The following is a 25,429-nucleotide window of genomic DNA, read 5'->3' on the forward strand; positions in this document are numbered from 1 at the left end:
TCGGGTCAGGAGCCGGCCAGGAAGAACGGGGGGTGGATGGACACACCGTGCTGCCGAGCGTCGGCGGACGGTCACCGTGTGTGGGTGTGACTATAGCGTCACTCATTGACGTTTCAAGATGACCAACCGGTAACGTCCACTGACCTGTTCTGATACCTCTCAGTCGGCGAGATGGTCGATCTGGCGCAGCCGGTTCGTCGCGTCCAGGGCGGCCACTTTGTACGACTCCGCCAGCGTCGGGTAGTTGAAGACCGCGTCCACCAGATAGTCCACCGTGCCGCCGCAGCCCATCACCGACTGGCCGATGTGAATCAGCTCGGTGGCGCCGGTGCCGAAGCAGTGCACGCCGAGCAGGGTGCGGTCCACGGGGGAGACCAGCAGCTTCAGCATGCCGTGCGAGTCCCCGATGATCTGGCCCCGGGCCAGCTCCCGGTAGCGGGCGACGCCCACCTCGAACGGGACGCAGTCCTCGGTGAGTTGGTCCTCGGTCCGGCCGACGAAGCTGATCTCCGGAATCGTGTAGATCCCGATCGGCTGGAGGCCGTGCATCTGCCCGACCGGCTCCCCGCACGCGTGGTACGCCGCCGCCCGGCCCTGCTCCATGGAGGTCGCAGCGAGCGCCGGGAAACCGATGACGTCACCGACGGCGTAGATGTGCGGCACCTCGGTGCGGTAGTGCTCGTCCACCTCGATCCGGCCGCGCGCGTCCGCCCTCAGACCCGCCCTGTCCAGGTCGAGCCCGGCGGTCAGGCCCTGCCGGCCGGCCGAGTACATCACCGTGTCGGCGGGGATCTTCTTGCCGCTCTCCAGCACGGTCAGCGTGCCCCGGGCATGACGCTCGACGGCGGCGACGGTCTCCCCGAACCGGAAGGTGACGGCAAGGTCCCGCAGGTGGTACTTGAGCGACTCCACGACCTCGACGTCGCACAGATCCAGCATCCCGGGCCGCTTCTCCACGACCGTCACCTTGCTGCCGAGCGCGGCGAACATCGAGGCGTACTCCATGCCGATCACACCGGCGCCCACGATCACCATCGAGCGCGGCACCCGCTCCAGCGAGAGCACGTTGTCCGAGTCCATGATCGTGCGCCCGTCGAACGCCACGCTGTCCGGGCGGGCCGGCCGGGTGCCGGTCGCGATGACGATGTGCTCGGCGCTCAGCAGCCGTTCATGACCGGTGGCCTCGTCGCGCAGGGCGACGGTGTGCGGGTCGGTGAACCGGCCGGTGCCCGAGTGGACGGCCACGTGGTTGCGGGAGAGCTGGCTGCGGACGACGTCCACCTCGCGCCCGACCACGTGCCGGGTGCGCGCGGTCAGGTCGGCGACGGTGATGTCCTCCTTCAGCCGGTAGCTCTGCCCGTACAGGTCGCGTTGGGTGAGACCGGTCAGGTACAGCACGGCCTCGCGCAGGGTCTTGGACGGGATGGTGCCGGTGTGCAGGGAGACCCCGCCGAGCATGTCGGGGCGGTCGACGACGGCGACCCGGCGGCCGAGCTTGGCCGCGGCGATGGCGGCCTTCTGCCCGCCGGGTCCGGATCCGATGACGAGCATGTCGAAGTCGGGCATCTTCCGGAGTCTGACAGCCGCCGGGCACCGCGCGGAAGGCCCGCGGCACCGCTGGGCGTGCACGGGTGCCGCCGACCGGCGCGCGGCCGTCGTGCACCACCGGTCGTCCGCATCTGACGCGCGTAGAACACCTTCCGGTCGCCGCGTCGCAACCTGGCGCCACTACAACCTCCATGCCGCCACGGCGCGTTCCCCCAGACGCCCCGGAGCGGTGCTCGCGATCTGTCCGTTCCGCTCGCGAAAGGCACCCTCATGACGTCTGGCCCGAGAACTCACCGCCCCTCGCGCATCAGCCTGTTGACGGCCACCGCGCTCACCGGCGCCCTGACGGGCACGCTGCTCGCCCTGCCCGCACCGGCCTCGGCCGCGACTGTCACCATCTCCGCCGTGCAGGGCAGCACGCGCAAGTCCCCGTACAGCGGTCAGCAGGTGACGGTCAGTGGGATCGTCACCGCGATCCGCACCACCGGTTCCTCGCGTGGCTACTGGATCCAGGACCCGGTCGGCGACGGCAACCCGGCCACCAGCGACGCCATCTTCGCGTACGCCGGGTCCGCCTCGATCACCACCATGGTCGGCAACAAGATCACCGTCCGGGGCACGGTCTCCGAGTACTACCCGGGCGGCTCCTCGGTCGGCGGTCAGTCGCTCACCGAGCTGACCTCCCCCCAGATCCAGTCGACCGCCTCGACCGGCAACCCGCTGCCCGCGCCCTTCGTGCTCGACGCCGCCTCGATCCCCGCCGCCTACACCAACAGCGGCAACCTCGAGAGCCAGACCCTGGCCCCCTCCACCTACGCCCTCGACCGGTTCGAGTCGCTGGAGGGCATGCGCGTGCAGGTCGACAACGCCCGTGTCGTCGGGGCCAGTAACACGTACAACGAGCTGTTCGTCACGGCCAAGCCGGCCGAGAACCCCAGCCCGCGCGGCGGCACCGTCTACGGTTCGTACACCTCGCAGAACACCGGGCGCGTGAAGGTCATGTCGCTGACCGGCACCTTCCCGGCCGCCGACGTCGGCGACGTCCTGGGCGGCAGCACCGCGGGCCCGCTCGACTACGACAACTTCGGCGGCTACACCCTCCAGGCCACCACCCTCGGCACGCTCACCGACAACAACCTCGCCCGCGAGACGACCCGCGCCCAGAACGCTGGCGAGCTGGCCGTCGCCACGTACAACGTGGAGAACCTCGACCCGACCGACCCGCAGTCCAAGTTCGACCGGCTCGCGGCGGGCATCGTCACCAACCTCTCCTCGCCCGACATCGTGACGCTGGAGGAGATCCAGGACAACAACGGCCCGACCGACAACGGCGTGGTGGCCGCCGACCAGACCTACACCAAGCTGATCAACGCCATCACCGCGGCCGGCGGCCCGACCTACGCCTACCGCCAGATCAACCCGGTCAACGACTCGGACGGCGGCGAGCCCGGCGGCAACATCCGCGTCGGCTTCCTCTACAACCCCGCGCGCGTCGGCTTCACCGACCGCCCCGGCGGCACCTCCACCAACGCGGTGTCCGTGGTCGACAACGGCGGCACCGCGGCGCTGTCCTACTCGCCCGGCCGGATCAACCCCACCAACTCCGCCTGGAACAGCAGCCGCAAGCCGCTGGCCGGCGAGTTCACCTTCCAGGGCAAGACGGTCTTCGTGATCGCCAACCACTTCAACTCCAAGGGCGGCGACCAGCCCCTCTACGCCCGCGTCCAGCCGCCCACCCGCAGCTCGGAGACCCAGCGCGCCCAGCAGGCCACCCAGGTCAACGGCTTCGTGAAGCAGCTGCTGGCCGTCCAGCCCAGCGCCCGGGTCGTGGTCCTCGGCGACCTCAACGACTACGAGTTCTCCGGCACCCTGTCCACCCTGACCTCGGGCACCGGCCTCACCGACCTCCCCGTCACGCTGCCCGTGGCGGAGCGCTACACCTACGTGTACCAGGGCAACTCCCAGGTCCTGGACCACATCCTGACCAGCCCGGCGCTGTCCTCGTACGACTACGACATCGTCCACACCAACGCCGAGTTCACCGACCAGGCCAGCGACCACGACCCGCAGATCGTGCGGCTCGTCCCCTGACCTCACCCGCGCAGGGAGCCATGGGTCGTACCCGGGTGCCCTGATCCGTCGAGCTGAGCGCCTGCCCTCCGGGGTGGGCGTTCAGCCCCGTCCGCGGCGGCTGCCGGTGGCTCAGGTCAGGGGCAGCCGCATGATCGTCAGGTCGAGCCAGCGGCCGAACTTGGTGCCGACCTCCGGGACCGTTCCGACGTGATGGAACCCGAACCGCTCGTGCAGCCGGACCGACGCGGTGTTCCCGGCCTCGATGCCGGCGATGACGACGTGGTGGCCGGCCTCGCGGGCAGCGGCGATGAGGGTGGCGAGCAGCGCCGAGCCGATGCCGAGCCCGTGCCGGTCCTCGCGGACGTAGACCGAGTCCTCCACCGTGTGCCGGTACCCGTCCAGGCTCCGCCACGGGCCGTAGGTCGCGAACCCGGCCACCTCGCCTTCCACCTCGGCCACGAACACCGAGCCGCGCTCCAGGTGGGCGGCCAGCCAGGCCGCCCCCTCGGCGGGGGACTGCGGGGTCTGCGTCCACAGGGCCGTCGAGTGCTCGACCGCGTGGTTGCGGATCGCGCGGATCGCCTCCGCGTCGCCGGAGTGTGCCGGCCGTACCGTCACGGCCCGGCTTCTCTCGTATATTGGATTCATGTCCAACATAGTAGATCCTCTGGTGGGGCAGATCGCGGCCCGCGTCCGCACCGAGCGGGAGCGCCGCCGCTGGACCCTGGCCCAGCTCGCGGACGCCTCCGGTGTCTCCCAGGCCATGATCAGCAGGATCGAGCGCGGCGAGAGCAGCCCCACCGCCGTCGTCCTCGGCAAGCTGTCCGCCGCCTTCCAGCTCAGTGTGGCCTCCTTGCTCGCCCTCGCCGAAGGAGCGCAGGAGGACGAGGGAACGCAGGGCCACGCGGACGGCGCCGCGGGAGTGCGCCGCCGGGACGACGCGCCCGAGTGGCGCGACCCCGGCACCGGCTACCGGCGCCGCCAGATCACCGGCCCGCACTTCCCCGCGGAGATCGCCGAGATCCGCCTGCCCGCCGGTGCCCGGGTGCCGTATCCGGCCGCGGCCTTCGCCTTCGTACGCCAGGTCGTCTGGGTCCTCGACGGCCGGCTGACCTTCCACGACGGCGACACGGTCCACGAACTCGACACGGGCGACACCATCGAACTCGGCGAGCCCGCCGAGCGCGTCTTCGCCAACACCACCGACGCCGAGTGCCGCTACGCCGTCGTCCTCACCCGCGGCGCACAGCCGTGACCCGACCCCTTCCCCGAGACGGCACCTTCCTCCTCGCCTCCATAGCCGGGACGGCGATCGCCAACAACTACGCCCTGCAGCCCGCGCTCACCGCGGTCGCCGCCGACCTGGGCGTCCCCCTCTCCGTGATCGGCCTCGTACCGACCGCCGCGCTCGCCGGCTGCATGACCGGCTTCGCCCTCCTGCTCCCGCTCACCGACCACCTGGCCCCCAACCGCCTGGTGGCCGCGCAGCTCACCGCCCTGGCCGCCGCCCTCACCCTCGCCGCGGACGCACCCGGCGCGGTCGCACTCCTGGCCGCCTACCTGCTCATCGGCGCGGCCGCCAGTGTCGCAGCCCAGGCCGGCAGCATCGCCGGCCGGCACGCCCCGCCCGGGAGCCGGGGAACCGGCGTCGCCACCGTGGCCGCCGGCATGTCGGCCGGCATCCTGCTCAGCCGCCTGGCGGGCGGAACCCTCGCGGACGTCCTCGGCTGGCGGCGGATGCTCCTCGTCTTCGCCGCCCTCGCCCTGCTCGGCGCGATCGCCGCCGCCACGCTCCTGCCTCGGCAGCGGCCGCACTCCCGCCGCAGCTACCGCGCCACCCTCGGCTCGCTTCCCCCGCTCCTGCGCCACCATCCGCAGCTGCGCCGCGCGGTGGCCACCGGAGGGCTGTGGTACTTCGCCTTCAACCTCGTCTGGGTCGCCCTCGCCCTGGCCCTGGCCCAGCCGCCCTACTCCCTCGGCCCGACCACCATCGGCCTGTACAGCCTGGCCGGACTCCTCGGCTTCGCGGCACTCCCGCTCACCGGACGCCTCGCCGACCGGTACGGTCCCCGTGCCGTGATCACCGCTTCCATGGCGGCCGCCGCGGCCGGAGTCGCCCTCCTGGTCACCGGCCTGAACACCCCGTTGGTCACGGCAGCCGGACTCGCGCTCTGCGACGCCGGCTGCTTCGCCGCCCAGGCCGCCAACCAGAGCCGCGTCATCGCCCTCGACCCCGGGCGCTCCGGCAGCCTCAGCAGCGTCTACCTCGTGCTGTACTTCACGATCGGCGCCGTCGGCACCAGCCTCGCCGCACCCCTGCTCAGCACCCTCGGCTGGCAGGGCACCGCCCTGACCGCTCTCGCCGCGCTGCTCCTCGCCGTCGGCTACGGACGGGGCGGCACCCGGCAGGCCTGAGCACCTGCGGGCAATACGTGGCGACGACGCGTGCGGGCAGCACCGGGCGCCGGGCGGGCGCGGTGCCGTACGACCCGCGCGCCCCTGCCCGGCGCCTCCCCGTTGGTGTCCCCGGATTCCCCGGACCGCCCTAGGGCAGCAGCTTCTCGACGGCTGCCTGGCCCTCGGTCTCCAGCTTGCGGCGCGCCCAGTCGAGGTTCGCCGGAGTGACGTCCCTGCCCGCTGCCATCACCAGGTCCTCCGCGGTGACGTCCCTCGGCGGAGCGGAGTGGAGCAGGGCGTCCGGGGTGCAGTGGTCGTCGGACGCACGGGACTCTTCGGGTGTGGATGTCGACATGATGCCTCCTCCTCGGTCCGGATGACCGCATCCGTGCCGGTGCCGCCGAACGGGGCACACTCTCACCATTCCGCGCCTTTGCGCACCCTGCATCCGGAAGGCGCATCGGCGTCGGGTGACAGGCGTCTGCCCGGCCGTAGCCGAAGCACTCGCCCTAAGCTGGAATGCAGCCCGAGCTGGAATGCAGCCCGCACACCGCACCGGGAGGCCCGAGCGATGGCCGAGATCCCCTTCCCGCAGGACCTGTCCGGGAGCCCCCGCTACCTGCCGATCGCCGAACACGGCCTCATCGGCGATCTGCGCAGCGTCGCCCTGGTCGGCACCAACGGCACGATCGACTGGTACTGCTCCCCGTCCTTCGACGCACCCAGTGTCTTCGCGGCCATCCTCGACGCCGAGCGCGGCGGCCGATTCGAGCTGGCCGCCGCCGTACCGGCGCGCACCAAACAGTTCTACTTCCCGGACACCAACGTGCTGATCACCCGGTTCTTCACCGAGGACGGTGTCGGCGAGGTCCAGGACTTCATGCCGGTCAGCGGAGAGGAGTCACATGTCGAGGGCCGGCACCGGCTCATCCGGCGCGTGGTGTGCGTCCGCGGCACCGTGCCCTTCCGGGCCCTGATCGCCCCGCGCTTCGACTACGGATCCGACCCGCACACCCTGCGCACCCTGAACGGCCTCGTCGTCTTCGAGTCCGCCAAGCTGTCCCTCGCCCTCACCTCCACCGTCGTCGTGGAGTGCGACGGCCGGGACGCGCGGGCCGACTTCAAGCTGAGCGAGGGCGAGACGGCGGTGTTCGCCCTGGACCAGGTCGGCACCGAGGTGGCCCCCCGCGGCTGCGCCCACGCCGAGGCCGAGCATGAGTTCAACGCCACCGTCGCCTACTGGCGGCGCTGGCTGCACCAGTCCCGCTACCGCGGCCGCTGGCGCGAGATGGTGCACCGCTCCGCCCTCACCCTCAAGCTCCTCACCTACGCCCCCACCGGCGCCATCGTCGCCGCGCCCACCACCAGCCTGCCCGAGCAGCTCGGCGGCGAGCGCAACTGGGACTACCGCTACGTGTGGGTCCGCGACGCCGCCTTCGCCGTCTACGCGCTGCTCAGGCTCGGCTTCAGCGGCGAGGCCGCGGCCTTCATGAAGTTCCTGACCACGCACATCAGCCCCGGCTGCGGCGACGGCGCAGGACCGCTGCAGATCATGTACGGCATCGACGGCCGTGCCGACCTGCCCGAGCGCGAACTGCCCCACCTGGAGGGACACCTCGGCTCCGCCCCGGTCCGGGTCGGCAACGCCGCCGCCGACCAGCTCCAGCTGGACATCTACGGCGCCCTGATCGACTCGATCTACCTCTACGACAAGTGGGCCGAGCCCATCTCCAGCGGCCAGTGGGACGACGTGTGCCACCTCGTCGACTGGGTGTGCGACAACTGGGACCAGCCCGACGAGGGCGTGTGGGAGACCCGCGGCGGCCGCAAGAACTTCCTGTACTCGCGGCTGATGTGCTGGGTCGCCATCGAGCGGGCCATCCGCCTCGCCACCCACCGCGGGCTGCCCGCCGACCATCGCCGCTGGCGCCAGGCCCGGGACGCCATCTACCGGCGGATCATGGAGCGCGGCTGGTCGGAGCGCCGGGGCGCCTTCGTGCAGTACGAGGGCGCCGACGTGCTCGACGCGTCGTTGCTGATGATGCCGCTGGCCAAGTTCATCGCGCCGACCGACCCGAAGTGGCTGTCCACCCTGGACGCCCTCTCCGAGGACCTGGTCTCCGACTCCCTCGTCTACCGCTACGACCCGCAGGCCAGCCCCGACGGACTGCGCGGAGACGAGGGCACCTTCTCCATCTGCTCCTTCTGGTACGTCGAGGCACTGGTCCGGGCCGGCCGGCTCGACGAGGCCCGGCTGGCCTTCGAGAAGATGCTCACCTACGCCAACCATCTCGGCCTGTACGCCGAGGAGATCGGCCGCACCGGTGAGCAACAGGGCAACTTCCCGCAGGCGTTCACCCACCTGTCCCTCATCAGCGCCGCGTTCAACCTGGACCGCGCCCTGGGCTGACCACCCTGCGCTCAGGGCAGCGGCTGCTCCGCCCAGATGATCTTGCCGTTGTGGGTGTAGCGGGTGCCCCAGCGTTCGGCGAGCTGGGCGACCAGGAACAGGCCCCGGCCGCCCTCGTCAGTGGTGGCCGCGTACCGCAGATGCGGGGAGGTCGTGCTGCGGTCGGAGACCTCGCAGATCAGCGTGCGGTCGCGCAGCAGCCGTACGCCGATCGGTCCGCGTCCGTAGCGGATGGCGTTGGTGACCAGCTCGCTCAGGATCAGCTCCGTCGTGAACGACAGCTCGTCCAGGTCCCATTCGGCCAGCTGCCGGGTGACCGAGGCCCGTACCTGAGAGACGGCCACCGGATCCGACGGCACCTGCCACTCGGCGACCCGGTCGGCGCCGAGGACGCGGGTGCGGGCCACGATCAGCGCGACGTCGTCGCTGGGCCGGTTCGGGAGGCTGTCGAGCACCGCCCGGCAGGCGTCCTCGGGCGAGGCGTCGGGCGCCCGGCCGAGGGCGTCGCGCAGCAGTTCCAGGCCCTCGTCGATGTCCCGGTCCCGGTCCTCCACCAGGCCGTCGGTGTACAGGACCAGGCGGCTGCCCTCCGCGAGTTCCAGGTCGGCCGTCTCGAACGGCAGCCCGCCGAGGCCCAGCGGGGGACCGGCGGGCACGTCCGGGAACTCCACGCGGCCGTCGGGGTGCACCAGCGCGGGCGGCGGATGGCCGGCCCGGGCCACCGTGCAGACCCGGGACACCGGGTCGTACACCGCGTACAGGCAGGTCGCGCCGGTGACCGCGGCGGCGCCGTCGGCCGGGGTCTCGTCCTGGTCGATCCGGCCCACCAACTCGTCGAGCAGGCCGAGGAGTTCGTCGGGCGGCAGATCGAGCGAGGAGAAGTTGTGCACCGCCGTGCGCAGCCGGCCCATGGTCGCCGCCGCGTGCAGGCCGTGGCCCACGACGTCCCCCACCACCATGGCCACCCGGGTGCCGGACAGCGGCAGTACGTCGAACCAGTCGCCGCCCACCCCCGCCTGCGCCGGCAGATAGCGGTAGGCGATCTCCAGGGCGCCCTGCTCGGGCAGGGAGCGCGGCAGCAGGCTGCGCTGGAGGGTCACCGCCATGCTGTGCTCACGGGTGTAGCGGCGGGCGTTGTCGATGGACACGGCGGCCCGCGCGACCAGTTCCTCGGCGAGCGCCAGCTCCTCGGCGTCGAACGGCTGCGGCTTCTCCGAACGATAGAAGTTGGCCAGACCGAGGACCAGGGTGCCGGCCCGCAGCGGCACGGTGATCAGCGAGTGGATGCCGGAGGTCACGATCTGTTCGGTGCGCTCCAGGTCCTGGGCGAGCCAGCCGGGCGCCTCGCTCAGTACCGGCTCGACCACGGACTGCCCGGTCGTCAGGCTCCGGGCCTGCGGCGAGGTCGGCACGAACCGGATGCGCTCGCCCACCGGGTACAGCGGGGCGTCCTTGCGGATGCCGCTGCAGGCCGCCCGGCGCAGCGCGGTCCCGGGCCTCGGCTCCTCCCCGTTCAGCACCGGATCGAACAGGTCCACGGTGACGAAGTCCGCGAACCGCGGCACGGCCAGCTCCGCCAGCTCCTGCGCCGTGCGGGCCACGTCCAGGCTGGTGCCGATGCCCACGCCGGCGTCGTACAGCATGTTCAGCCGCTCGCGCGCCACCTCCGCACGGCCCGAAACGGCGCGCAGCTCCGTGGAGTCGCGCAGCGTGGTGACGCTGCCGGCCGGGCCGCCGCGCAGGTCGGTGGGGCGCTGGTTGATGGCCAGCAGCCGGTCCTTCACCAGATGCACCTCGTCCGTGGCGACCCGCCCGGAGGAGAGCAGCCCGGCCGTGTCGTCGTCCAGACCCAGCTCCAGCACATGACGCTGCTCGGCGTCCTCGGGCAGGTCCAGCAGCCGCTGCGCCTCGTCGTTGGCGAGCACCAGCCGCCCGTCGCCGCCGACGATGAGCACGCCCTCCCGGACGGAGTGCAGCACCGCGTCGTGGTGCTCGTACATCCGCGTCATCTCGTACGGGCCGAGGCCGTGCGTCTGGCGCAGCAGACGCCGGCTGACCAGGGCCGTGCCCCCGGTGGCCAGCGCGAGTGCCGCCGCGGCCGCCGCGAGCAGCAGGGGCAGTTGCTGGTCGGCGGTCCCGCCCACGTGCTCGGTGGTGATGCCGGCCGAGACCAGGCCGACCACCTTGCCGCCGGAGTCCTTCACCGGCACGACGACCTGCACCAGCTCGCCGATCGTCCCGTGGATCTTCTCGACGACCGTGCCGCCGGCCAGCGCCGGCGCGATGGTCCCGACGAACTTCTTGCCGATGCGGTCCGGCTTGGGGTGGGTGTAGCGGATGCCGTCGGTGTTCATCACCACGATGAAGTCCACGCCGGACCCCTTGCGGGCGGCCTCGGCCTTCGGCTGCAGGATGGCCGTCGGATCCGGGGCGCGCAGCGCGGCCGCCGTGCCGGGCGCGTGGGCGAACGTCTCGGCGACGGCCAGGGAGCGGTTGAAGGCCTCCCTGCTGCTGTCGTGCTGCACCTGGAGCACCTGTGCCACCACGGCCGACACGACCAGCAGCAGCACGATCACCACCTGGAGGACGAACACCTGCCCGGCGACGCTGCCTCCGGTCACCGACCGCAGCACTCCCGGACGGCCGCCGTTCGCGCCCGAAGTGTCCTTCCGCGGGCCCTGCGGTGCGCGCGGTTGCCCGGAAGGACGGGGCGGCCGGGTCGCGGACCGGCCGGGCAGACGCACCATGTGCCCATGTCTACACTGCCCGGCCCCGTCAGGCGAGGCCGTCGCCCGAGGTGACAGCCGCCCGTTTTGGCGGCGGGCTCCGGTCACCGGCGGTGCGGGGTACGGCGGGTGGCGAGCAGCAGCGCCACGTCGTCGGGGCGGGCGGCGGCGTGCCGGGCGGTGGCGGTGATCCGGTCGGCGACCCCGGCCAGGGACCGGCCGCCGCGCCGTCCGGCGACCCCGCCGGCCTTCGCGAGCGCGAGGCGCAGCGCGGTGATGCCCTCGTCGATGTCGGCGCCGGGCCGCTCCACGAGGCCGTCGGTGTACAGGGCGAGGATCGCGTCCGGCTCCAACCGCAGGTCGGTCTCCGGGTACTGGGCGCACGGATCCACCCCGAGGACGACACCGCCCGGGATGTCCAGCACCTCGGTGCGTCCGTCGGGGTGGCGCAGCAGCGGCGGCGGATGTCCCGCCCGGGCGGCCCGGGCCTGCCCGGTGGCCGGGTCGAGACGGACGTAGCAGCAGCTGGCGAACTGGCCCGGGTCGAGGTCGATGAGCAGGTGGTTCGTGCCGCTCAGCACCTCGTCGGGCGGCCGGTCCCCGAGCGCGAAGGCGCGTACGGCGCTGCGCAGCTGGCCCATGGTGGCCGCCGCCTGCACCCCGTGCCCCTGCACATCGCCGATGACCAGCGCCAGCCCGTCCCCGGCCTCGACGACGTCGTACCAGTCCCCGCCGACGTCCATGCCCTGCGTGCCCGGCAGATAGCGGCCCGCCGTCTCCACCTGCGGGTGCGCCGACAGCCTCCGGGGCAGCAGGGCCTGCTGCAGGCCGCGGGCGAGCGCGGCCTCGGTGTCGTAGCGCTGTGCCTTCTCCATCGCGTGTGCGATCAGCCCGGCGAGCGCGGTGAGGACCGTCCGCTCCTCGGTGCTGAAGCTGCGCGGCCGGTCGAAGCCGAGGATGCAGGAGCCGACCGGCCGGCCGGAGGCGATCAGCGGCAGGAAGGCGCGGGCACCCTCCTCCGCGTCCAGGGGGATGCCCGGGTAGGTGGCCGCCAGCTGGTGCATGGACTCGAAGAAGATCGGGCGGCCGGTCGTGAGGGTCTCCACGCCGGGCAGGTGCGCTTCGAGGCCGACGCCCTCGAAGGGGGCGAGGAAGCCCTGCGGGAACCCGGTCTCCCAGGCCAGGTACAGGTGCCGGTCCTGGAGCAGGTAGATGGCCAGGCGGCGGCCGCCGAACGCGGGCAGCAGCTCCTGCATCACGACCGCCGACACCTGCCGGGCGGTCACGGCGTCCGTCAGCGCGATGGCGAGGGCGATGGGCCGGTACAGCGGCGTCAGCGAGTGATCGCCGGGCACCGTGTCCTCCGGCGTGTGCGGCTCGGCCTCGGCCGGGGCTTCGGGGGAGGGTTCAGCGGGCGCGTCGACACGGCTGGCCGGGACGAGCGTGCAGGTCAGGATGTCGGGGCCGGGATGCACCGAGAGGGCGAGCCAGTCGCCCTCACCGTTTGCGGCACACCCGGGAGCCGGACGCCGGACGTGCACGTGCACCGGCTCCTGGGACAGCAGCACGCTGCGCAGATGGTCGTCGTACGGCGGCCCGGTCAGCCACGGCATCGCTTCCCACAGCGGACGGCCGAGCAGCCAGGCCCGTTCCCGGCCCGCCATGCGTGCCGCGGCCGGGTTGACGTACACGAGCAGCCCGAGCCGGTCCAGGCAGAACACCCCTTGCGGAAGCAGGTCGGCCGCGCCGTCCGCGGAGACGCCCGGGCCGGGGTCGAAGACGGTTCCGTCGACCAGGGACGCCTCGCGGGCCTCTGCCGCCGGGGACAGGTCGAGGAGCCGCGGGGTCCCTTCCTCCGACCACAGGTTCAGGGGCGCGGCCGGCGGCTTCCCGGCGCCCGCATCGCGCAGCGCGGCCAGGATCCGGTGCGCCTCGGCCGGGGACACGGCGTCCGCGAGCGCCGGGCCGGTCCCCGCGAACTCGGCCGGATCCAGTCCGAGCAGCGCGTACAGCCGGTCGTCCAGGTGCACCGCCGAGGTCTCCGGATCCCAGGTGAACCGGCCCACGCGCGCCTGGGCGGGCCGGGTCGCGGGCGGTCGTACGCAATGGGGTTCCCCGTCCCAGGCGATGACCGCCTCGTCCCCGTCGGCGAGCGCGAGCAGCTCGGCTCCAAGACCCTCGGCGAGCCGCGCGAGCAGTTCGCGGTCCAGCAGCTCGTCCACGGTGTCCGTCGCCGCGGGGCGCAGCACGGTGAGCACCCCGAGGGGCTCGGTCCCGCCCGGCACGGGCACGTGCACCGACCCGAACGGGAAGGGCAGACCCGCCGCGAACTGGGGGTACCGGCGCACCGTCTCCGTGGCGTTGGGCAACACCACTTGGACGCCGAGCCGGTAGGCGTCGGCCACCGGGAAGGGCCGGCCGACGTGCAGTCGCCACCAGGGCCGGAACAGTGGGCCGGGCAGCCCGACGAGCACCGCGAGGCGCAGCAGCCCCGGGGTGCTGGAGCGCAGGTACACGCCCGCCACACGCGCTCCGGCCGCACCGAGCGCGCCGGTCGAGGCGTCGACCAGCAGTGTGGTCAGCCGCGCCCGCGTACGGACCGCCGGCTCTCCGCTCCCAGCCATGGGCCCTACCTCGTCCCGTACCGCCGGGTGGATGACACAAGAATGCGCCACGTCGGTGCCGTATTGCACCTGGGCGGGAGGAGACGGTACTGCAGGGTTGCGGCCGTGGGGAGGGGGCCCGTACCGACCACCTGTCCTCGTACAGCGGAAGTTCAGTACTCCGAGGGTCCGGGCGGCAGCGTGCGGGCGGTGCGCAGGCTGCGCAGCGCGAGGAGCAGGACGGCGATGTCGTCCAGGTAGACCGGATCGGGCAGCAGGTCGGCGGGCAGCACCAGGTACAGGATCGCGCCCCAGAACACCCAGCGCGGCCCCGTCGGCAGCCCGGCCCGCTGCAGGGTCCGCCGGGCGCGCACCAGCCGCACCAGCAGCCAGACGGCCACGCCGAGCAGCAGCGCCGCGACGACGCCGACGATCACCAGCAGGGTCGTGGTGGAATCCATGCGGCCTCCTGTCCGTCCTGGCTCACGCCGGGTCGGTGGTGTCCGTGCCGTCGCCACCGGGGGAGGCGTCCGGGCGCGAACCCTTCGTGCTGAACTTCAGCCGTTCGAAGGTCCGTGTCAACTGCTGCAGCGCGGAGGGCGTCCGGGCGCCGGGCCGCTCCTGCTGGTGGGGCAATGCGTGCGGGGCGGGCGCGTCGCGGTAGGCGGCCAGGGCCTGGTGGGCCTGCTCGGCGGCCTCCCGGTACAGGTCCCGGGACTTCGTCATGGCCTCCAGCGCCTCGGCGTACATGGCGACCAGCCGCCGTTCGCGGTCCAGCTCCTCCTGGAGGGTCAGCAGGGTCCAGTTGTCCCGCAGGTCCGCCAGCGCCTGCGCCGCACCCTGTGGCAGGGGCCGGGGCAGGGTGGCGAAGTGCCGCAGGGCCGCGACGAGTTCGGCCGGCTCGGAGCCGTCCAGGAAGACGGTGCGCACGCTGTGTTCCCGGCGGTCGTAGCCCTGCGGCGCGGGGTCGGGGGGCAGCAGGACGGCGCCGCCGCGCGGCACCTCGACGCCGAGGTCCTTCAGCGCCCAGTTGACGGCGCGCAGTTGCTGCGGCGCGGCCCGGTGCTCCAGCACGCGGTGCCGCAGCCCGGGCGGCAGCAGCTGGGCCAGCGGCAGCCGGCCGCGTTCGTCCGGGGTCATCGCCTCGTGCACGACGAGGTTCACGCACCAGGCCTCGCGAGCCGCGTCCCGCAGCCGGCGCCGCATCTCCTTGTCGTCCTCGGGGAGCGCGTTCACCTGCCGGAAGCGCAGGCCCGCGACGGTGGGGTGGTGGTCCCAGGCGCCGTCGGCGCCCTCCGCCGGCCCGGCCTCGGGCCAGAACAGCGTCGCCGGCGAGGGCCACGCCTCGTCCCACGGGCGCTCCGCCTCCGCGACGAGCGTCCACTGCCGCCCCTCCGGCCGGCCTTGCAGGGGTACGAGAGTGAGCCGGGCCCGCACGGTTTCGGTGCCGCCGGCCCGCCAGCGTGCCTCGAAGATCCGTTCGGGGGAGTCCTTGGCGGAGTCCTCGGGGGATTCCGCGGCTACGGGTAGCTCGGCGAAGTCGTCGATGTCCCCGCTCTCCTTGTGCCGGCGCAGGGTGCGACGGACGACGTCCTCGGCGGCGGGACCGGTGTGGCGGCCTCGGGCCGCCCAGAGGGTCTGCGGGATGGTGGCGCGGTCGGTGGCGGAGTTCGACATGGGCCAATCTGCTGATGGGGGCGGGTGCGCCCTCCAGTATCACCGCCCGGGCACGGCACACGCCGGGCGGGGTCCGGGGGCGGCGCGCCGCCGCGCCGTCGCGCCCCGCGCACGGGGTGTGCGCCCCGCACCCGGGGCGCGCGCCGCACACATCACGTGAGCGCTGTTCACGCGTCCCCGGACCGTCCCTCGGTACCGAAAACTGTCCGTCGAACGGGGTCCGCCCTCCCATCCGCTTAGGGGTAGGCCCCGTTCACCATGTGCGGCGAACCTGCCGGGTCTCGCGCAGGAGGTCCACCACGCCCCCCGCATGTAGCTCGATATATATCGGCTGCCGATATATTCTGCTCGCATGGCATCGAGGAACATGACCCGAGCGGCGTTCTTCGTCCTCACGGCGCTGGCCGACCAGCCGCGGCACGGCTACGGCATCCTGCGCGAGGTCGAGGAGCTGTCCGACGGAGAGGTGCAGCTCAGGGTGGGCACCCTCTACGGGGTGCTGGACCGGCTGACCGCCGACGGACTGATCGTGCTGGACCGGGAGGAGGTGCAGCAGGGCCGCCTGCGGCGCTACTACCGGCTCACCGAGGACGGAGTGGCGGCCCTCGACGCGGAGGCGGAGCGCATGGCCGCCGGTGCCGGGGCCGCCAAGCGGCGCATCGCCGAGGGCCGCCGGGCCGCCGCACCGGCCGACACCGCCCCCAAACCCCCCACGGCACCCGGACTCGCGGGAGGCTTCGCATGACCACGCTCCTGGAATCCCGCTACCGCACCGTCCTGCGCCTGCTCCCCGCCTACTACCGGCGCGAACGGGAGGAGGAGATGGTCGAGACGTACCTGTGGGACGTCGACCGCGACACACAGGACCAGAGCCGGCCCACCCTGGGCGAGGTGGCGAGCATCGCGGCCCTCGCCGTGCGCAGCCGGCTGGGAGCGCCCGGGGCGCCGCGCCGCTACGTCCTCCTCGGCTCGACCGTCCGGCTCTTCGCCCTGTTCGCCGTGCTGATCCAGGCGGCCGCGGGGGTCGTCGAGCTGGTCCTCGAACTGACCTGGGCCGTCGGCCGGGGCGGCTCGGGGCGGCACCTGTTCCTGTCTCAGTTCACCGACCACGGACTGCTCACCGCGGTGGTCACCGCCGCCCAGTGGATCCTTCCGCTGCTGTGGACGGTCGCGTACTTCGCCCTCCTCCACGACCGTCGACGCCTCGCCCGGACGGCCGCGCTGGGGGCCGCGCTGCCCACCCTCTGGCCGCTGCTCGGCCCGCTGACGGGCGCGATGGTCCCGGCGGACCCGGCGTTCGCCGCCTCCTTCGGGCTCCTGGCCTGGCTGCCGGCCCTCGCGCTCTGCGCCTCCCACCACCGGGACGCACCCCCGGCCCGGCTCCCCGCCGGTACACCCGGGCTGGTCTTCATGACTGCCTGTGTGGTGATGGGCGCGTCCGTCGTGGTGCTGCCCGCCCTCCCCGACCTGGCGTGGGCCCCCGCGAGCTGCTTCGTCATCGGCGCGCTCGGCTGGCTCCTGTGGCAGAGCCGGAGCGGTGACCGTACGACGCCCGGCGGCGCGCTCGCCCTGGCCGCTCTCGGCCTGCTGATCCTTGCCGTCCGGGTAGCGGCTCTCTACCCCTGGCTCCATCTGCCCGTGCCCGCCGCCTACCTCGGCGGCGCTCTCGTGCAGACGGCCGCGCTCGCCCTGCTGACCGTGACGCTCGCGGTGGTCGGCCGCCGGGACCTGGTCGCGGCCGAGCCCGGCCTGTCGTGACCGGTGCGCCCCGGCTCAGTGCGGGAACGACCGGGGCGCCCGCTGACGCGGCAGCTCCTCACGGAACCCGGCGATCACCGAGCTGATCTGCCGCATCAGCACCGTGCCTTCCAGCCGGTCGAGGTAGAGGTTCGCACGGGCCAGCGCGGGCAGGTCCACACAGAAGTAGAGGGACATCAGCGGGTTGACGAACAGCTCGCTGTCCCGGGTGCGCTCGGTGAACCGCACGTCGCCGAAGTCCCCGCGCACGGCGGCCGCGACCGAGCCGTGGACGATGCTCGGGTGGCTCTCGTGGCTCTGCTGGGCATGCGCCACCGCGTCGAGATAGAGCGCGCCCTCCTGGCTCTCCCTGGGGAGCGAGAACGCCCCCAGATAGGCGCCCTCGCGGTCCAGGGCGGCCAGGTTCTCCAGGAACAGGGCGTGGTTGACGCCGTGGTAGGCGTCCACCCCGAAGCCCAGGCAGGCCACCAGCCGGTGCGGGACCTCGTCGAGACCGGCGACGGCGGCCAGGCTCGCCATGTCCTCCTCCGGCGTGCCGAGCCCGTGCTCGTCCCCGCGCATCAGGATGTCGGTACCGCCGTCCACCAGCACGACGGCGTCCACGCCGCCCAGATGGTCCAGGAGCCTCCGGTAGGCGGCGCGCAGCGGCTCGACGCCCGTACGGGGAAAGGCGTACACGGTGTCGGGCATCCCCTGCGCCTCGAGCCACCGGGCGAGCGCGCGCTCGGGAAAGTAGTCGCCGCGCAGCGGGGTGTCCGGGCGGACGGCGGCGACGTCCTCCTCCACCCAGCTGTCCAGGCTCAGGCCGTACAGGTCGGAGAAGGACAGGTTGGCCAGATGGACCTCCGCTCCGGCCGACCGCAGCGCGAACGCCAGCGGCAGTCCGGCGTAGACGTCGAAACCGCCGCCCGCACCGGCGACGAGGATGCGGCGCGCCTCGCGCAGGCGGGTGAAGATGAGGGGCTCACGTAGCGAGAACACCTCAGGACCCTAACAGGGGCCCTGGGAGGCCTCGTTGGACTCGTGACCGAGGCCTCCCAGGGCACTCCCGGGAATCAGGCTCCGCTCTCCCGGAGCATGTCCTCGCGCTCGACGATCTTCACGCGCTCACGGCCCTGCGGCTCGCCCAGCGCCCGCTCGGCGGCGTCCAGCTTGTACCAGCCCTCCCAGGTGGTGAAGCGGATCTCACGCTCGGCGAGGAACGCGTCCACGGCCTGAGGCGCGGGGGAGTCCGGGGTGTGCAGACGGCCGTTGGCGAAGTCGTCCAGCAGGTTGGACACGGTCTCGTTGGCGTCACCCTTGGTGTGGCCGATCAGGCCGACCGGGCCGCGCCGGATCCAGCCGGTGACGTACGTCGACTGCAGGTGGTTGCCGCTCTCCTCGATGACGCGGCCGCCCTGGTCCGGGACCGTGCCGGACTCGATGTCCCACGGCAGCTTGGGCAGCTTGTCGGAGAGGTAGCCGACGGCGCGGTAGATCGCGGTGACGTCCCAGTCCTTGAACTCGCCGGTGCCCTTGACGTTGCCGGTGCCGTCGAGGGCGGTGCGCTCGGTGCGCAGGCCGGCCACCTTGCCGTCCTCGCCGAGGATCTCCGAGGGCGACTCGAAGAAGTGCAGGAACAGCTTGTGCGGCCGGTCGCCGACGTCCCGGATCGCCCAGTTCTCCAGGGTCTTGGCGACCATGTCGGCCTGCTTGTTGCCGCGCCGGGTCTCGATGGAGCCCGCGTCGTAGTCGATGTCCTCGGGGTCGACGATGACCTCGATGTTGGGGGAGTGGTCCAGCTCGCGCAGCTCCATCGGGCTGAACTTGGCCTGCGCCGGGCCACGGCGGCCGAAGACGTGGATCTCCACGGCCTTGTTCGCCTTCAGACCGTCGTAGACGTTCGCGGGTATCTCGGTCGGCAGCAGCTCGTCCGCCGTCTTGGCGAGGATCCGGGCCACGTCGAGCGCCACGTTGCCGACGCCGAGCACGGCGACCTTCTCGGCCTCCAGCGGCCAGGTGCGGGGCACGTCCGGGTGGCCGTCGTACCAGGACACGAAGTCGGCGGCGCCGTACGAGCCGTCCAGCTCGATGCCCGGGACCGGCAGATCCCGGTCGGCCGTGGCGCCGGTGGAGAAGATCACCGCGTCGTAGAAGGACCGCAGGTCGTCCAGGCTGATGTCGTTCGGGTAGTCGACGTTGCCGAACAGTCGGATCTGGGGCTTGTCGAGCACCTGGTGCAGGGCGGTGACGATGCCCTTGATGCGCGGGTGGTCGGGCGCCACGCCGTACCGGATCAGGCCGAACGGGGCGGGCATCCGCTCGAAGAGGTCGATGGAGACGCCGGGTTCGGCGGCCACCTCGGACTTGAGCAGGGCGTCGGCGGCGTAGATCCCGGCGGGGCCGGCTCCGACGATGGCTACCCGCAGGGGGCGCGGCATGATCAGTTCCCTTCGAGCGTGATCAGATACTCGAGTGGGAAGCCTAGACTAAGGCAGACCTAAGTTAGTACACGGGTCCGGTCTATGACCTCATAAGTGGATCTTATGACTTCCCCAGGGGTCTCTTATGGGGGTCGCGTGCCCGGGTTCGCTGCCCGGGGTCTCTTGCGGAGGAGGGCGCGTGGGCGGACACGGGGAGACGACCGTCGTGGTGACCGGCGGCAGCGGCTTCGTCGGCAGTCATCTCGTACGACGACTGCTGGAGCGTGGCTACCAGGTCCGCACCACTGTACGCAGCACCGCGAACGCGGCGAAGATGCGGCCGGTGTGGGTGATGCAGGAGGCGTTTCCGAACCAACTGACGGTGCTCGAGGCGGACTTGCTGAAGGAGGGCTCGTTCGACGAGGCGTTCCGCGGCTGCCCGGTCGTCTTCCACGTGGCCTCTCCGTTCCTCATGCCGGAGCGGATCAGGGACGCCCGGCGGGACGTGGTGGACCCGGCGCTGCTCGGCACCCGCAACGTCCTGGCGAGCATCGAGCGGACCCCGGAGGTCCGGACCCTGGTGTTCACCTCCACCGTGGGCGCGGTGTTCGGTGACTACGCGGACGTCCTGCAGATGGACGGCCAAGTGCTCTCCGAGCGGTACTTCAACACCACCAGCACGGCGGAGAACAACCCCTACCACTACGCCAAGACCGTCGCCGAACGCGCGGCCTGGGACGCCGAGACGGCACAGGACCGCTGGCGCATGGTGTCCGTCAACCCCGGCCTGATACTGGGCCCTTCCCTCACCCCCGCCTCCGAGTCCGGCAGCCTCTTCCTCCTCGACGAGCTGTTCAAGGGCTACTTCTGCTACGGCGCCCCAGACTTCAGCTTCACCACGGCCGACGTACGGGACGTGGCCGACGCGCACATCGCCGCCGCCGAGAACCCCCGGGCCAAGGGCCGCTACATCGTGGCGGCCGAGACGATGACGTCGTTCCACGAGATGGCACGCATCATCCGCACCCGCCACCCCTACGACCCGCGCCTGCCGCGCACCGCGCTCCCGCACTGGCCGGTACGCATCCTGGGGCCCTCCTTCGGCCTCACCCAGGACTACATACGCAAGCACCTCGGCATCCGCTTCCGCGTCGACAACCGCCGCGGCATCGACGAACTGGGGCTCACCTACCGGCCGGTGGCACAGACCCTGCTGGACCACTACGAGAGCTGGCGCGCGCGACGGCGCCGGCCGGGCTGAGGCGGGCGCCCGCCCGCGGCCTCACGCCGGCCGGATCACCCGGTGGATCGCCGCCTCCCCGGCGCCGTAGATCGACTCCTCGCGGATGTACGACCCCGGGCCCGGCGCATGGATCATCATTCCGTCGCCGGTGTGCAGGCCCACATGCCGGTCGTCGTCGAAGAAGAGGACGAGGTCACCGGGTTCGAGAGCGGCCAGCGTGACCGGCGCGCCCCCGAGTGCCTGCTGGTGCGCGGCCCGCGGCAGCGTGACCCCGGCCGCCTTCCATGCCGCCTGGGTGAGGCTGGAGCAGTCGTACGAGTCCGGCCCCGTCGCACCCCACACACACGGCTTCCCGATCTGCGCCCGAGCGAAGGCGATGGCCTTCTCGGCGCGTAGGGCGCGGGGTGACTGGGGGGTGGGGGGTGCGGGTGCGGGTGCGGGTGCGTACGAGCCTGTGTCGGTCGTGGGGGTGGCGGCGACGGTCGTCGGGGTGGTGGTGATGGGTGAGGTGAAGGAGCCGGTGTCGGTGGGGAGGGGGGCGGCTGCGGCTGGGGGCGGGGTGAAGGTGGCGGCGCCGGCGGTCTCGGGTGCGGTGAAGGACCCGGTGTCGGTGATGGCGGGCGCGGCGAAAGCCCCGGTGTCGGTCGGGAGGGGTACGGCGAAGGATCCGGTGTCGACGGTGAGCGGTGCGGCGTAGGCGCCGGTGCCGGTCGGAAGGGGTGCGGCGAAAGCCCCGGTGTCGCTGGGAAGAGGCGCGGCGAAGGAGCCTGTGTCGGTTGGAAGAGGCGCGGCGAAAGCCTCAGCATCGGTCGGAAGCGGTACGGCGAAGGACCCGGTGTCGACGGTGAGCGGCGCGGCGAAGGCGCCGGTGCCAGTCGTCGCAAGGGGCGCAGCGAAGGACCCGGTGTCGGTCGGAAGGGGCGCAGCGAAGGACCCGGTGTCGGTCGGAAGGGGCGCAGCGAAGGACCCGGTGTCGGTCGGAAGGGGCGCTGCGAAGGACCCCGTGTCGGCCGGAAGGCCCGCAGGCAGCGGCGCGGTGAAGGAGCCCGTGTCGGTCAGAGGGGTTGTCGCGGCCGGACGGCTGAAGGGCTCGGTGCCGGCGGGAAGCGCGGTCGCGCCGAGCACGGTGGCCGTCTCCTGCGCCGGGAACACACCGGGTGCCGCCCACTGCGGTGCCCGCCACTGGTCCTCGGTCGGCTGTGGTGCCTGACCCGCCGCGGTGCCCAGGGCGTCCGGCGTGGGAGTGGGCTGGGCGGCCGCGGTGCGCAGGGCGATGCCGCGGGACAACACGTCCCGGGCCGCGGCGAGTTTGCGCCGGTTCTCCGCCTTGGACACGGCTGGGGCAGGACGTCGGGACCCGGTGGCGGGGGCGGGAAGTGCCCGGGACTCCTGCTGCGGGGTCGACGGGGCGGCGGGGAGAGCGGGGAGAGACAGGGCGGCAGGCTGCACCGAGGTGCGGCCCGCCGGTTCCAGCATGGCTCGGCTCGGCAGCTCGGCAGCGGCTCGGCCGGGGAGTTCCAGAGCGGTGCGGTCGGCCGCTACCTCCATGACCCGGCTCGTCAGTTCGGGAAGGGCGCGGCTCGTCAGTTCGGGCACGGGCCGCGCGGTCAGCTCTGCGGCGCCCCCACTCGGCAGCTCCGGCAGCGCACGGGCACCCGTCCGCCCCGAAGGTCCGGCGGGCAACTCCGGCAGACCCCGTCCCGGTGTCCCCCCGTCACCACCGGGGCGATCGCGGTCGGCTCGGTCCGAGGAGCGAGCCGGGGCGGCCTGCCGGTCGGGCATCCGGTCCGCCGGCAGGACCGCGGGTACGGACGGGCCGAGCTTGGCCCGCGCCCCTTCGAACCACTGCTTGGCCACCTCGTCGAGGGCCGGATCCGAGCGCCGGGCCGGCCGCTTGGCCAGCGGAACACCACGGTTCCGTGTCGCCCCCGCCATGGCCCGTGTCGCGTTGAAGTTCCCCGTCTCGTCCTCGGCCCGGTCGTAGAGGGAGTTGATCCGCTGCCGAACCTCGTCGCGGCTGTCCGTCGCCATGAAGGGACGCACTCCTTCCGTGCTCCGCCTACCGAGTCAGCTGTCGGGTTCGGGCGGTCGGTTCCGGAAGGCGTGCCCTACGGCCGCCGCCCGCAAGGGCGTTGGCCGATTCACCCCGAAGTCGGTCGGGTCCCCGGCTCCGGCTGCACTCCACGGTGCACCGGATTCGGCGGAGGCCACGCGGCCCGGCGTGGTTCGCCGGGGGAGCCGTGCGGCCTGGTCGTCAACCTAGCCAATTTGTGTGGCCCGTGTGAAGGTTGAAGTGCGCAATGTCCGATACAGATATGTGATGTTCGTCTTGCCATTCGAGATGAGTCACTCTCCGGGTGGCGCGGTGCCTATGAGATTCTGGTGAATCCTCGGGACGCCTGAACACTCGGGCGCTCGGATCCGTATGGGGCGGGGGATTTCCATGCCGAGCCGCTCGACAGACTCAGAGGTACTTCCGTGGGACGCAACACGCGCAGACGCCCGACCCGTGCACGACGCGCGACCTTCGCAGCGGTCGCCCTGATGCTGGGCGGAGGCGGGCTCGTCGCGGCCAATGTCTACGCCTCGGCCAGCGAGGGCACGTGGGGCGGGGGCGGCGGCACCGACGCGACCGGGCAGGTCCGCTCCGCGGGCATGGCCACGATCGACTGCCCGGACGTCGGCAGCCGGCTGACGACGGTGCCGGACGGCGCCCGTGAGGCCGTCGACGGCGAACTCGCCCAGCTGGACCAGCAGATCGCGGCCGCGTACCAGCAACTCCAGGCGTCGGCCGAGTCCGTCCGCCAGGACCCCACGGCCGCGGACGAGCCCATCATGAACCCGCTGAAGGAGAAGCGGGCGGCCACGATCGAGCGGATCGCCGTCGCCATCGACCAGGTGGGTGACCGGCCGGAAGGACTGGAATCCCTGGCCGCCTGCACCCTGCGCCCCGCCCAGGCCGGCAACGCCGGCCAGGTCGGCGCCGCCCCGAGCGACGGAGCCCAACAGGGCACCGGCCAGGGTCAGAACGGCGCCGGCCAGGGCGGCAACGGACCCGTCGCCTCCGACTACGCGGACATCACCTCCGTACAGCCGAACGTGCCGAACCCGCCCCAGCAGGACGACGCCTCGCGCGGCACGTTCACCTCCGAGTGCGGTGTCAACGCCAACGGGCTGTTCAACTCCGACAACGTGATCGTCGCGCCCGGTGTCTCCAACGGCGCCCACCACTTCCACGACTACATCGGCAACCAGTCCAACAACGCCTTCGCCAGCGACGAGGACCTGGCCGACGCCGAGACCAGCTGTGTGGACCAGGGCGACAAATCCACGTACTACTGGCCGGTGCTGCGGCTGCAGAACGGCAAGCAGGAACGGGACGCCGGCGCCCCGGGCGGCGGCACCGAGGGCAACGCGGGCCAGATCGTCACGGCCAAGCAGGTGACGCTGACCTTCGTGGGCAGCCCGCGCGGCAAGGTCACCGAGATGCCGCGGCTGCTGCGCATCATCACCGGCGACGCCAAGGCCTTCGTCAACGGCCCCGCCAACGCCAACGCCTCGTGGAGCTGCACCGGTTTCGAGGACAGGCAGCTGAAGGACAAGTACCCGCTGTGCCCGTCCGGCAGCGACGTGGTGCGCACCTTCCGCTTCCAGAGCTGCTGGGACGGCCGCAACATCGACAGCGCCAACCACCGCACCCACGTGGCCTTCGCCGGCCCTGACGGCTCCTGCCCCGAGGGCTTCCGGGCGATCCCGCAGCTGGTCCAGCGCATCGTCTACGGCGTTGCCGCGCCGAGCCTGAACGACGGCGGGCGGACGGTGCCGTTCTTCGCGGTGGACTCCTTCCCCGAGCAGCTGCACAAGCCGGTCACCGACCACGGCGACTTCATCAACGTCTTCGACGAGGGCCTGATGCGCGAGATGGTCGACTGCATCAACTCCGGCCGGACCTGCGGAGCCCGCGGCGGTGACGACTCCGGTGCCACCACGGCCCCGAGCCCGAGCGACGACACCGGTGCGACGGACGCCCCGGGCACGGGAACCGGCGGCGCCACGGCCGACCCCGCCACGAGCGCTCCGGCCGACCCCGCCCCGGCCTCCTCCGACTCGACGCAGGAGCCCAGGACCTACACGACGACCTCGCCCGCGAACACCACCAAGCACGACAAGCCCGCCAAGCAGGACAGCCAGTCCACCAAGCAGGACGGCCGGACCACGCAGGACAGCGAGGGCAAGCAGACCGCTCCCGCCAAGGCCGACAAGGCCGCCTCGACCGCACCGTCCGACTCGGGCGCCGGCGAGGTCGGCCAGGCCACCCAGACCCCTGCCGGCGGTCAGGCCGCACAGGCGCAGCCCCCCGCCGGCCAGACCGAACCCCAGGCCGTCCAGGGCGGCCTCGCCGAGACCGGCGCACACCTGTGGCCCGCGGCCATCGGCACGCTGCTGGCCCTTTCCGGCCTCGTCATGCTGCTCCGGGCCAAGCGCCTGCGGTACTGATCGCTACCGACCGCACGTCACGGAACGACGCAACGGCGGCCCCACCCTCCAGCGGCGGGGCCGCCGTTGCGTCGTCCGGAGCCCGTCGGCCCCTT

Annotated in this window: 18 protein-coding genes and 1 riboswitch; of the genes, 8 read left to right on the plus strand and 10 right to left on the minus strand. The window is 72.5% G+C overall.

Going from position 1 to position 25,429, the window contains the following annotated elements; all coding sequences use genetic code 11:
* Positions 1–159: 159 nt before the first annotated feature.
* Positions 160–1,566, minus strand: coding sequence for a Si-specific NAD(P)(+) transhydrogenase (sthA, locus tag ACFY3C_RS07030; RefSeq protein WP_390770020.1), 1,407 nt, complete (start codon positions 1,564–1,566; stop codon positions 160–162).
* A 252-nt stretch (positions 1,567–1,818) separates the two neighbouring features.
* On the opposite strand from sthA, the gene ACFY3C_RS07035 reads away from it, so the two are divergent.
* On the plus strand, positions 1,819–3,639 hold the full coding sequence (locus ACFY3C_RS07035) for an endonuclease/exonuclease/phosphatase family protein (RefSeq protein WP_390770021.1): 1,821 nt from the start codon (positions 1,819–1,821) through the stop codon (positions 3,637–3,639).
* A gap of 111 nt (positions 3,640–3,750) precedes the next feature.
* Here the strand turns inward: ACFY3C_RS07035 and ACFY3C_RS07040 are convergent, their stop codons facing one another.
* Positions 3,751–4,269, minus strand: coding sequence for a GNAT family N-acetyltransferase (locus ACFY3C_RS07040; RefSeq protein WP_386577516.1), 519 nt, complete (start codon positions 4,267–4,269; stop codon positions 3,751–3,753).
* Here ACFY3C_RS07040 and ACFY3C_RS07045 point away from each other — a divergent pair.
* Positions 4,268–4,876 (plus strand): helix-turn-helix domain-containing protein, encoded by a 609-nt coding sequence (locus ACFY3C_RS07045; RefSeq protein ID WP_386577517.1) that lies wholly within the window; start codon positions 4,268–4,270, stop codon positions 4,874–4,876. The genes ACFY3C_RS07040 and ACFY3C_RS07045 overlap by 2 nt on opposite strands.
* Positions 4,873–6,036, plus strand: a complete 1,164-nt coding sequence (locus ACFY3C_RS07050) for an MFS transporter (protein WP_390770022.1) — start codon at positions 4,873–4,875, stop codon at positions 6,034–6,036. The genes ACFY3C_RS07045 and ACFY3C_RS07050 overlap by 4 nt, the downstream gene beginning before the upstream one ends.
* A 130-nt stretch (positions 6,037–6,166) precedes the next feature.
* Here ACFY3C_RS07050 and ACFY3C_RS07055 read toward each other — a convergent pair whose 3' ends face one another.
* Positions 6,167–6,373: a hypothetical protein gene (locus ACFY3C_RS07055; RefSeq protein ID WP_386577519.1), complete on the minus strand. Its 207-nt coding sequence runs from the start codon at positions 6,371–6,373 to the stop codon at positions 6,167–6,169.
* A gap of 216 nt (positions 6,374–6,589) precedes the next feature.
* Here ACFY3C_RS07055 and ACFY3C_RS07060 point away from each other — a divergent pair, with 216 nt between their 5' ends.
* Positions 6,590–8,428 carry a glycoside hydrolase family 15 protein gene (locus ACFY3C_RS07060; protein ID WP_390770023.1) on the plus strand — a complete coding sequence of 613 codons (1,839 nt, stop codon included), beginning with the start codon at positions 6,590–6,592 and terminating at the stop codon, positions 8,426–8,428.
* Positions 8,429–8,439: 11 nt separating this feature from the next.
* On the opposite strand, the gene ACFY3C_RS07065 is transcribed toward ACFY3C_RS07060, so the two are convergent.
* The 4 genes from ACFY3C_RS07065 to ACFY3C_RS07080 all read right to left on the minus strand — a co-directional run bounded on the left by ACFY3C_RS07065 (position 8,440) and on the right by ACFY3C_RS07080 (position 15,434).
* The gene (locus ACFY3C_RS07065) at positions 8,440–11,175 is read right to left on the minus strand and encodes a SpoIIE family protein phosphatase (RefSeq protein WP_390770024.1); all 2,736 of its coding nucleotides are present in this window, start codon (positions 11,173–11,175) and stop codon (positions 8,440–8,442) included.
* Between the two features lie 83 nt (positions 11,176–11,258).
* Positions 11,259–13,778, minus strand: coding sequence for a SpoIIE family protein phosphatase (locus tag ACFY3C_RS07070; RefSeq protein ID WP_390770025.1), 2,520 nt, complete (start codon positions 13,776–13,778; stop codon positions 11,259–11,261).
* 152 nt (positions 13,779–13,930) lie between these two features.
* Positions 13,931–14,218, minus strand: coding sequence for a YkvA family protein (locus tag ACFY3C_RS07075; protein WP_386577523.1), 288 nt, complete (start codon positions 14,216–14,218; stop codon positions 13,931–13,933).
* 22 nt (positions 14,219–14,240) lie between these two features.
* The gene (locus ACFY3C_RS07080; RefSeq protein ID WP_390770026.1) at positions 14,241–15,434 is read right to left on the minus strand and encodes a hypothetical protein; all 1,194 of its coding nucleotides are present in this window, start codon (positions 15,432–15,434) and stop codon (positions 14,241–14,243) included.
* Positions 15,435–15,801: 367 nt separating this feature from the next.
* On the opposite strand from ACFY3C_RS07080, the gene ACFY3C_RS07085 reads away from it, so the two are divergent.
* Complete coding sequence (locus ACFY3C_RS07085; protein WP_386577694.1) at positions 15,802–16,179, plus strand: PadR family transcriptional regulator; 378 nt, start codon at positions 15,802–15,804, stop codon at positions 16,177–16,179.
* Positions 16,176–17,192, plus strand: coding sequence for a hypothetical protein (locus ACFY3C_RS07090; RefSeq protein ID WP_390770027.1), 1,017 nt, complete (start codon positions 16,176–16,178; stop codon positions 17,190–17,192). Before ACFY3C_RS07085 ends, ACFY3C_RS07090 begins: the two co-directional genes overlap by 4 nt.
* A 15-nt stretch (positions 17,193–17,207) precedes the next feature.
* On the opposite strand, the gene ACFY3C_RS07095 is transcribed toward ACFY3C_RS07090, so the two are convergent.
* Both ACFY3C_RS07095 and ACFY3C_RS07100 read right to left on the minus strand, forming a co-directional pair.
* Positions 17,208–18,173 carry a DUF1152 domain-containing protein gene (locus ACFY3C_RS07095; RefSeq protein ID WP_390770028.1) on the minus strand — a complete coding sequence of 322 codons (966 nt, stop codon included), beginning with the start codon at positions 18,171–18,173 and terminating at the stop codon, positions 17,208–17,210.
* A 74-nt stretch (positions 18,174–18,247) separates the two neighbouring features.
* A complete protein-coding gene (locus tag ACFY3C_RS07100) occupies positions 18,248–19,612 on the minus strand; it encodes an FAD-dependent oxidoreductase (protein WP_390770029.1) in 1,365 nt (454 codons plus the stop codon).
* A 181-nt stretch (positions 19,613–19,793) separates the two neighbouring features.
* Here ACFY3C_RS07100 and ACFY3C_RS07105 point away from each other — a divergent pair, with 181 nt between their 5' ends.
* On the plus strand, positions 19,794–20,855 hold the full coding sequence (locus ACFY3C_RS07105; protein ID WP_390770030.1) for an NAD-dependent epimerase/dehydratase family protein: 1,062 nt from the start codon (positions 19,794–19,796) through the stop codon (positions 20,853–20,855).
* 21 nt (positions 20,856–20,876) lie between these two features.
* On the opposite strand, the gene ACFY3C_RS07110 is transcribed toward ACFY3C_RS07105, so the two are convergent.
* Complete coding sequence (locus tag ACFY3C_RS07110; RefSeq protein WP_390770031.1) at positions 20,877–22,868, minus strand: NlpC/P60 family protein; 1,992 nt, start codon at positions 22,866–22,868, stop codon at positions 20,877–20,879.
* Between the two features lie 10 nt (positions 22,869–22,878).
* Positions 22,879–23,050, minus strand: a riboswitch (cyclic di-AMP (ydaO/yuaA leader).
* A gap of 331 nt (positions 23,051–23,381) precedes the next feature.
* Here ACFY3C_RS07110 and ACFY3C_RS07115 point away from each other — a divergent pair.
* Positions 23,382–25,334, plus strand: a complete 1,953-nt coding sequence (locus ACFY3C_RS07115; RefSeq protein ID WP_390770349.1) for a DUF1996 domain-containing protein — start codon at positions 23,382–23,384, stop codon at positions 25,332–25,334.
* Positions 25,335–25,429 lie beyond the last annotated feature (95 nt).

This window comes from Streptomyces sp. NPDC001410, from assembly GCF_042895235.1.
GTDB lineage: Bacteria > Actinomycetota > Actinomycetes > Streptomycetales > Streptomycetaceae > Streptomyces.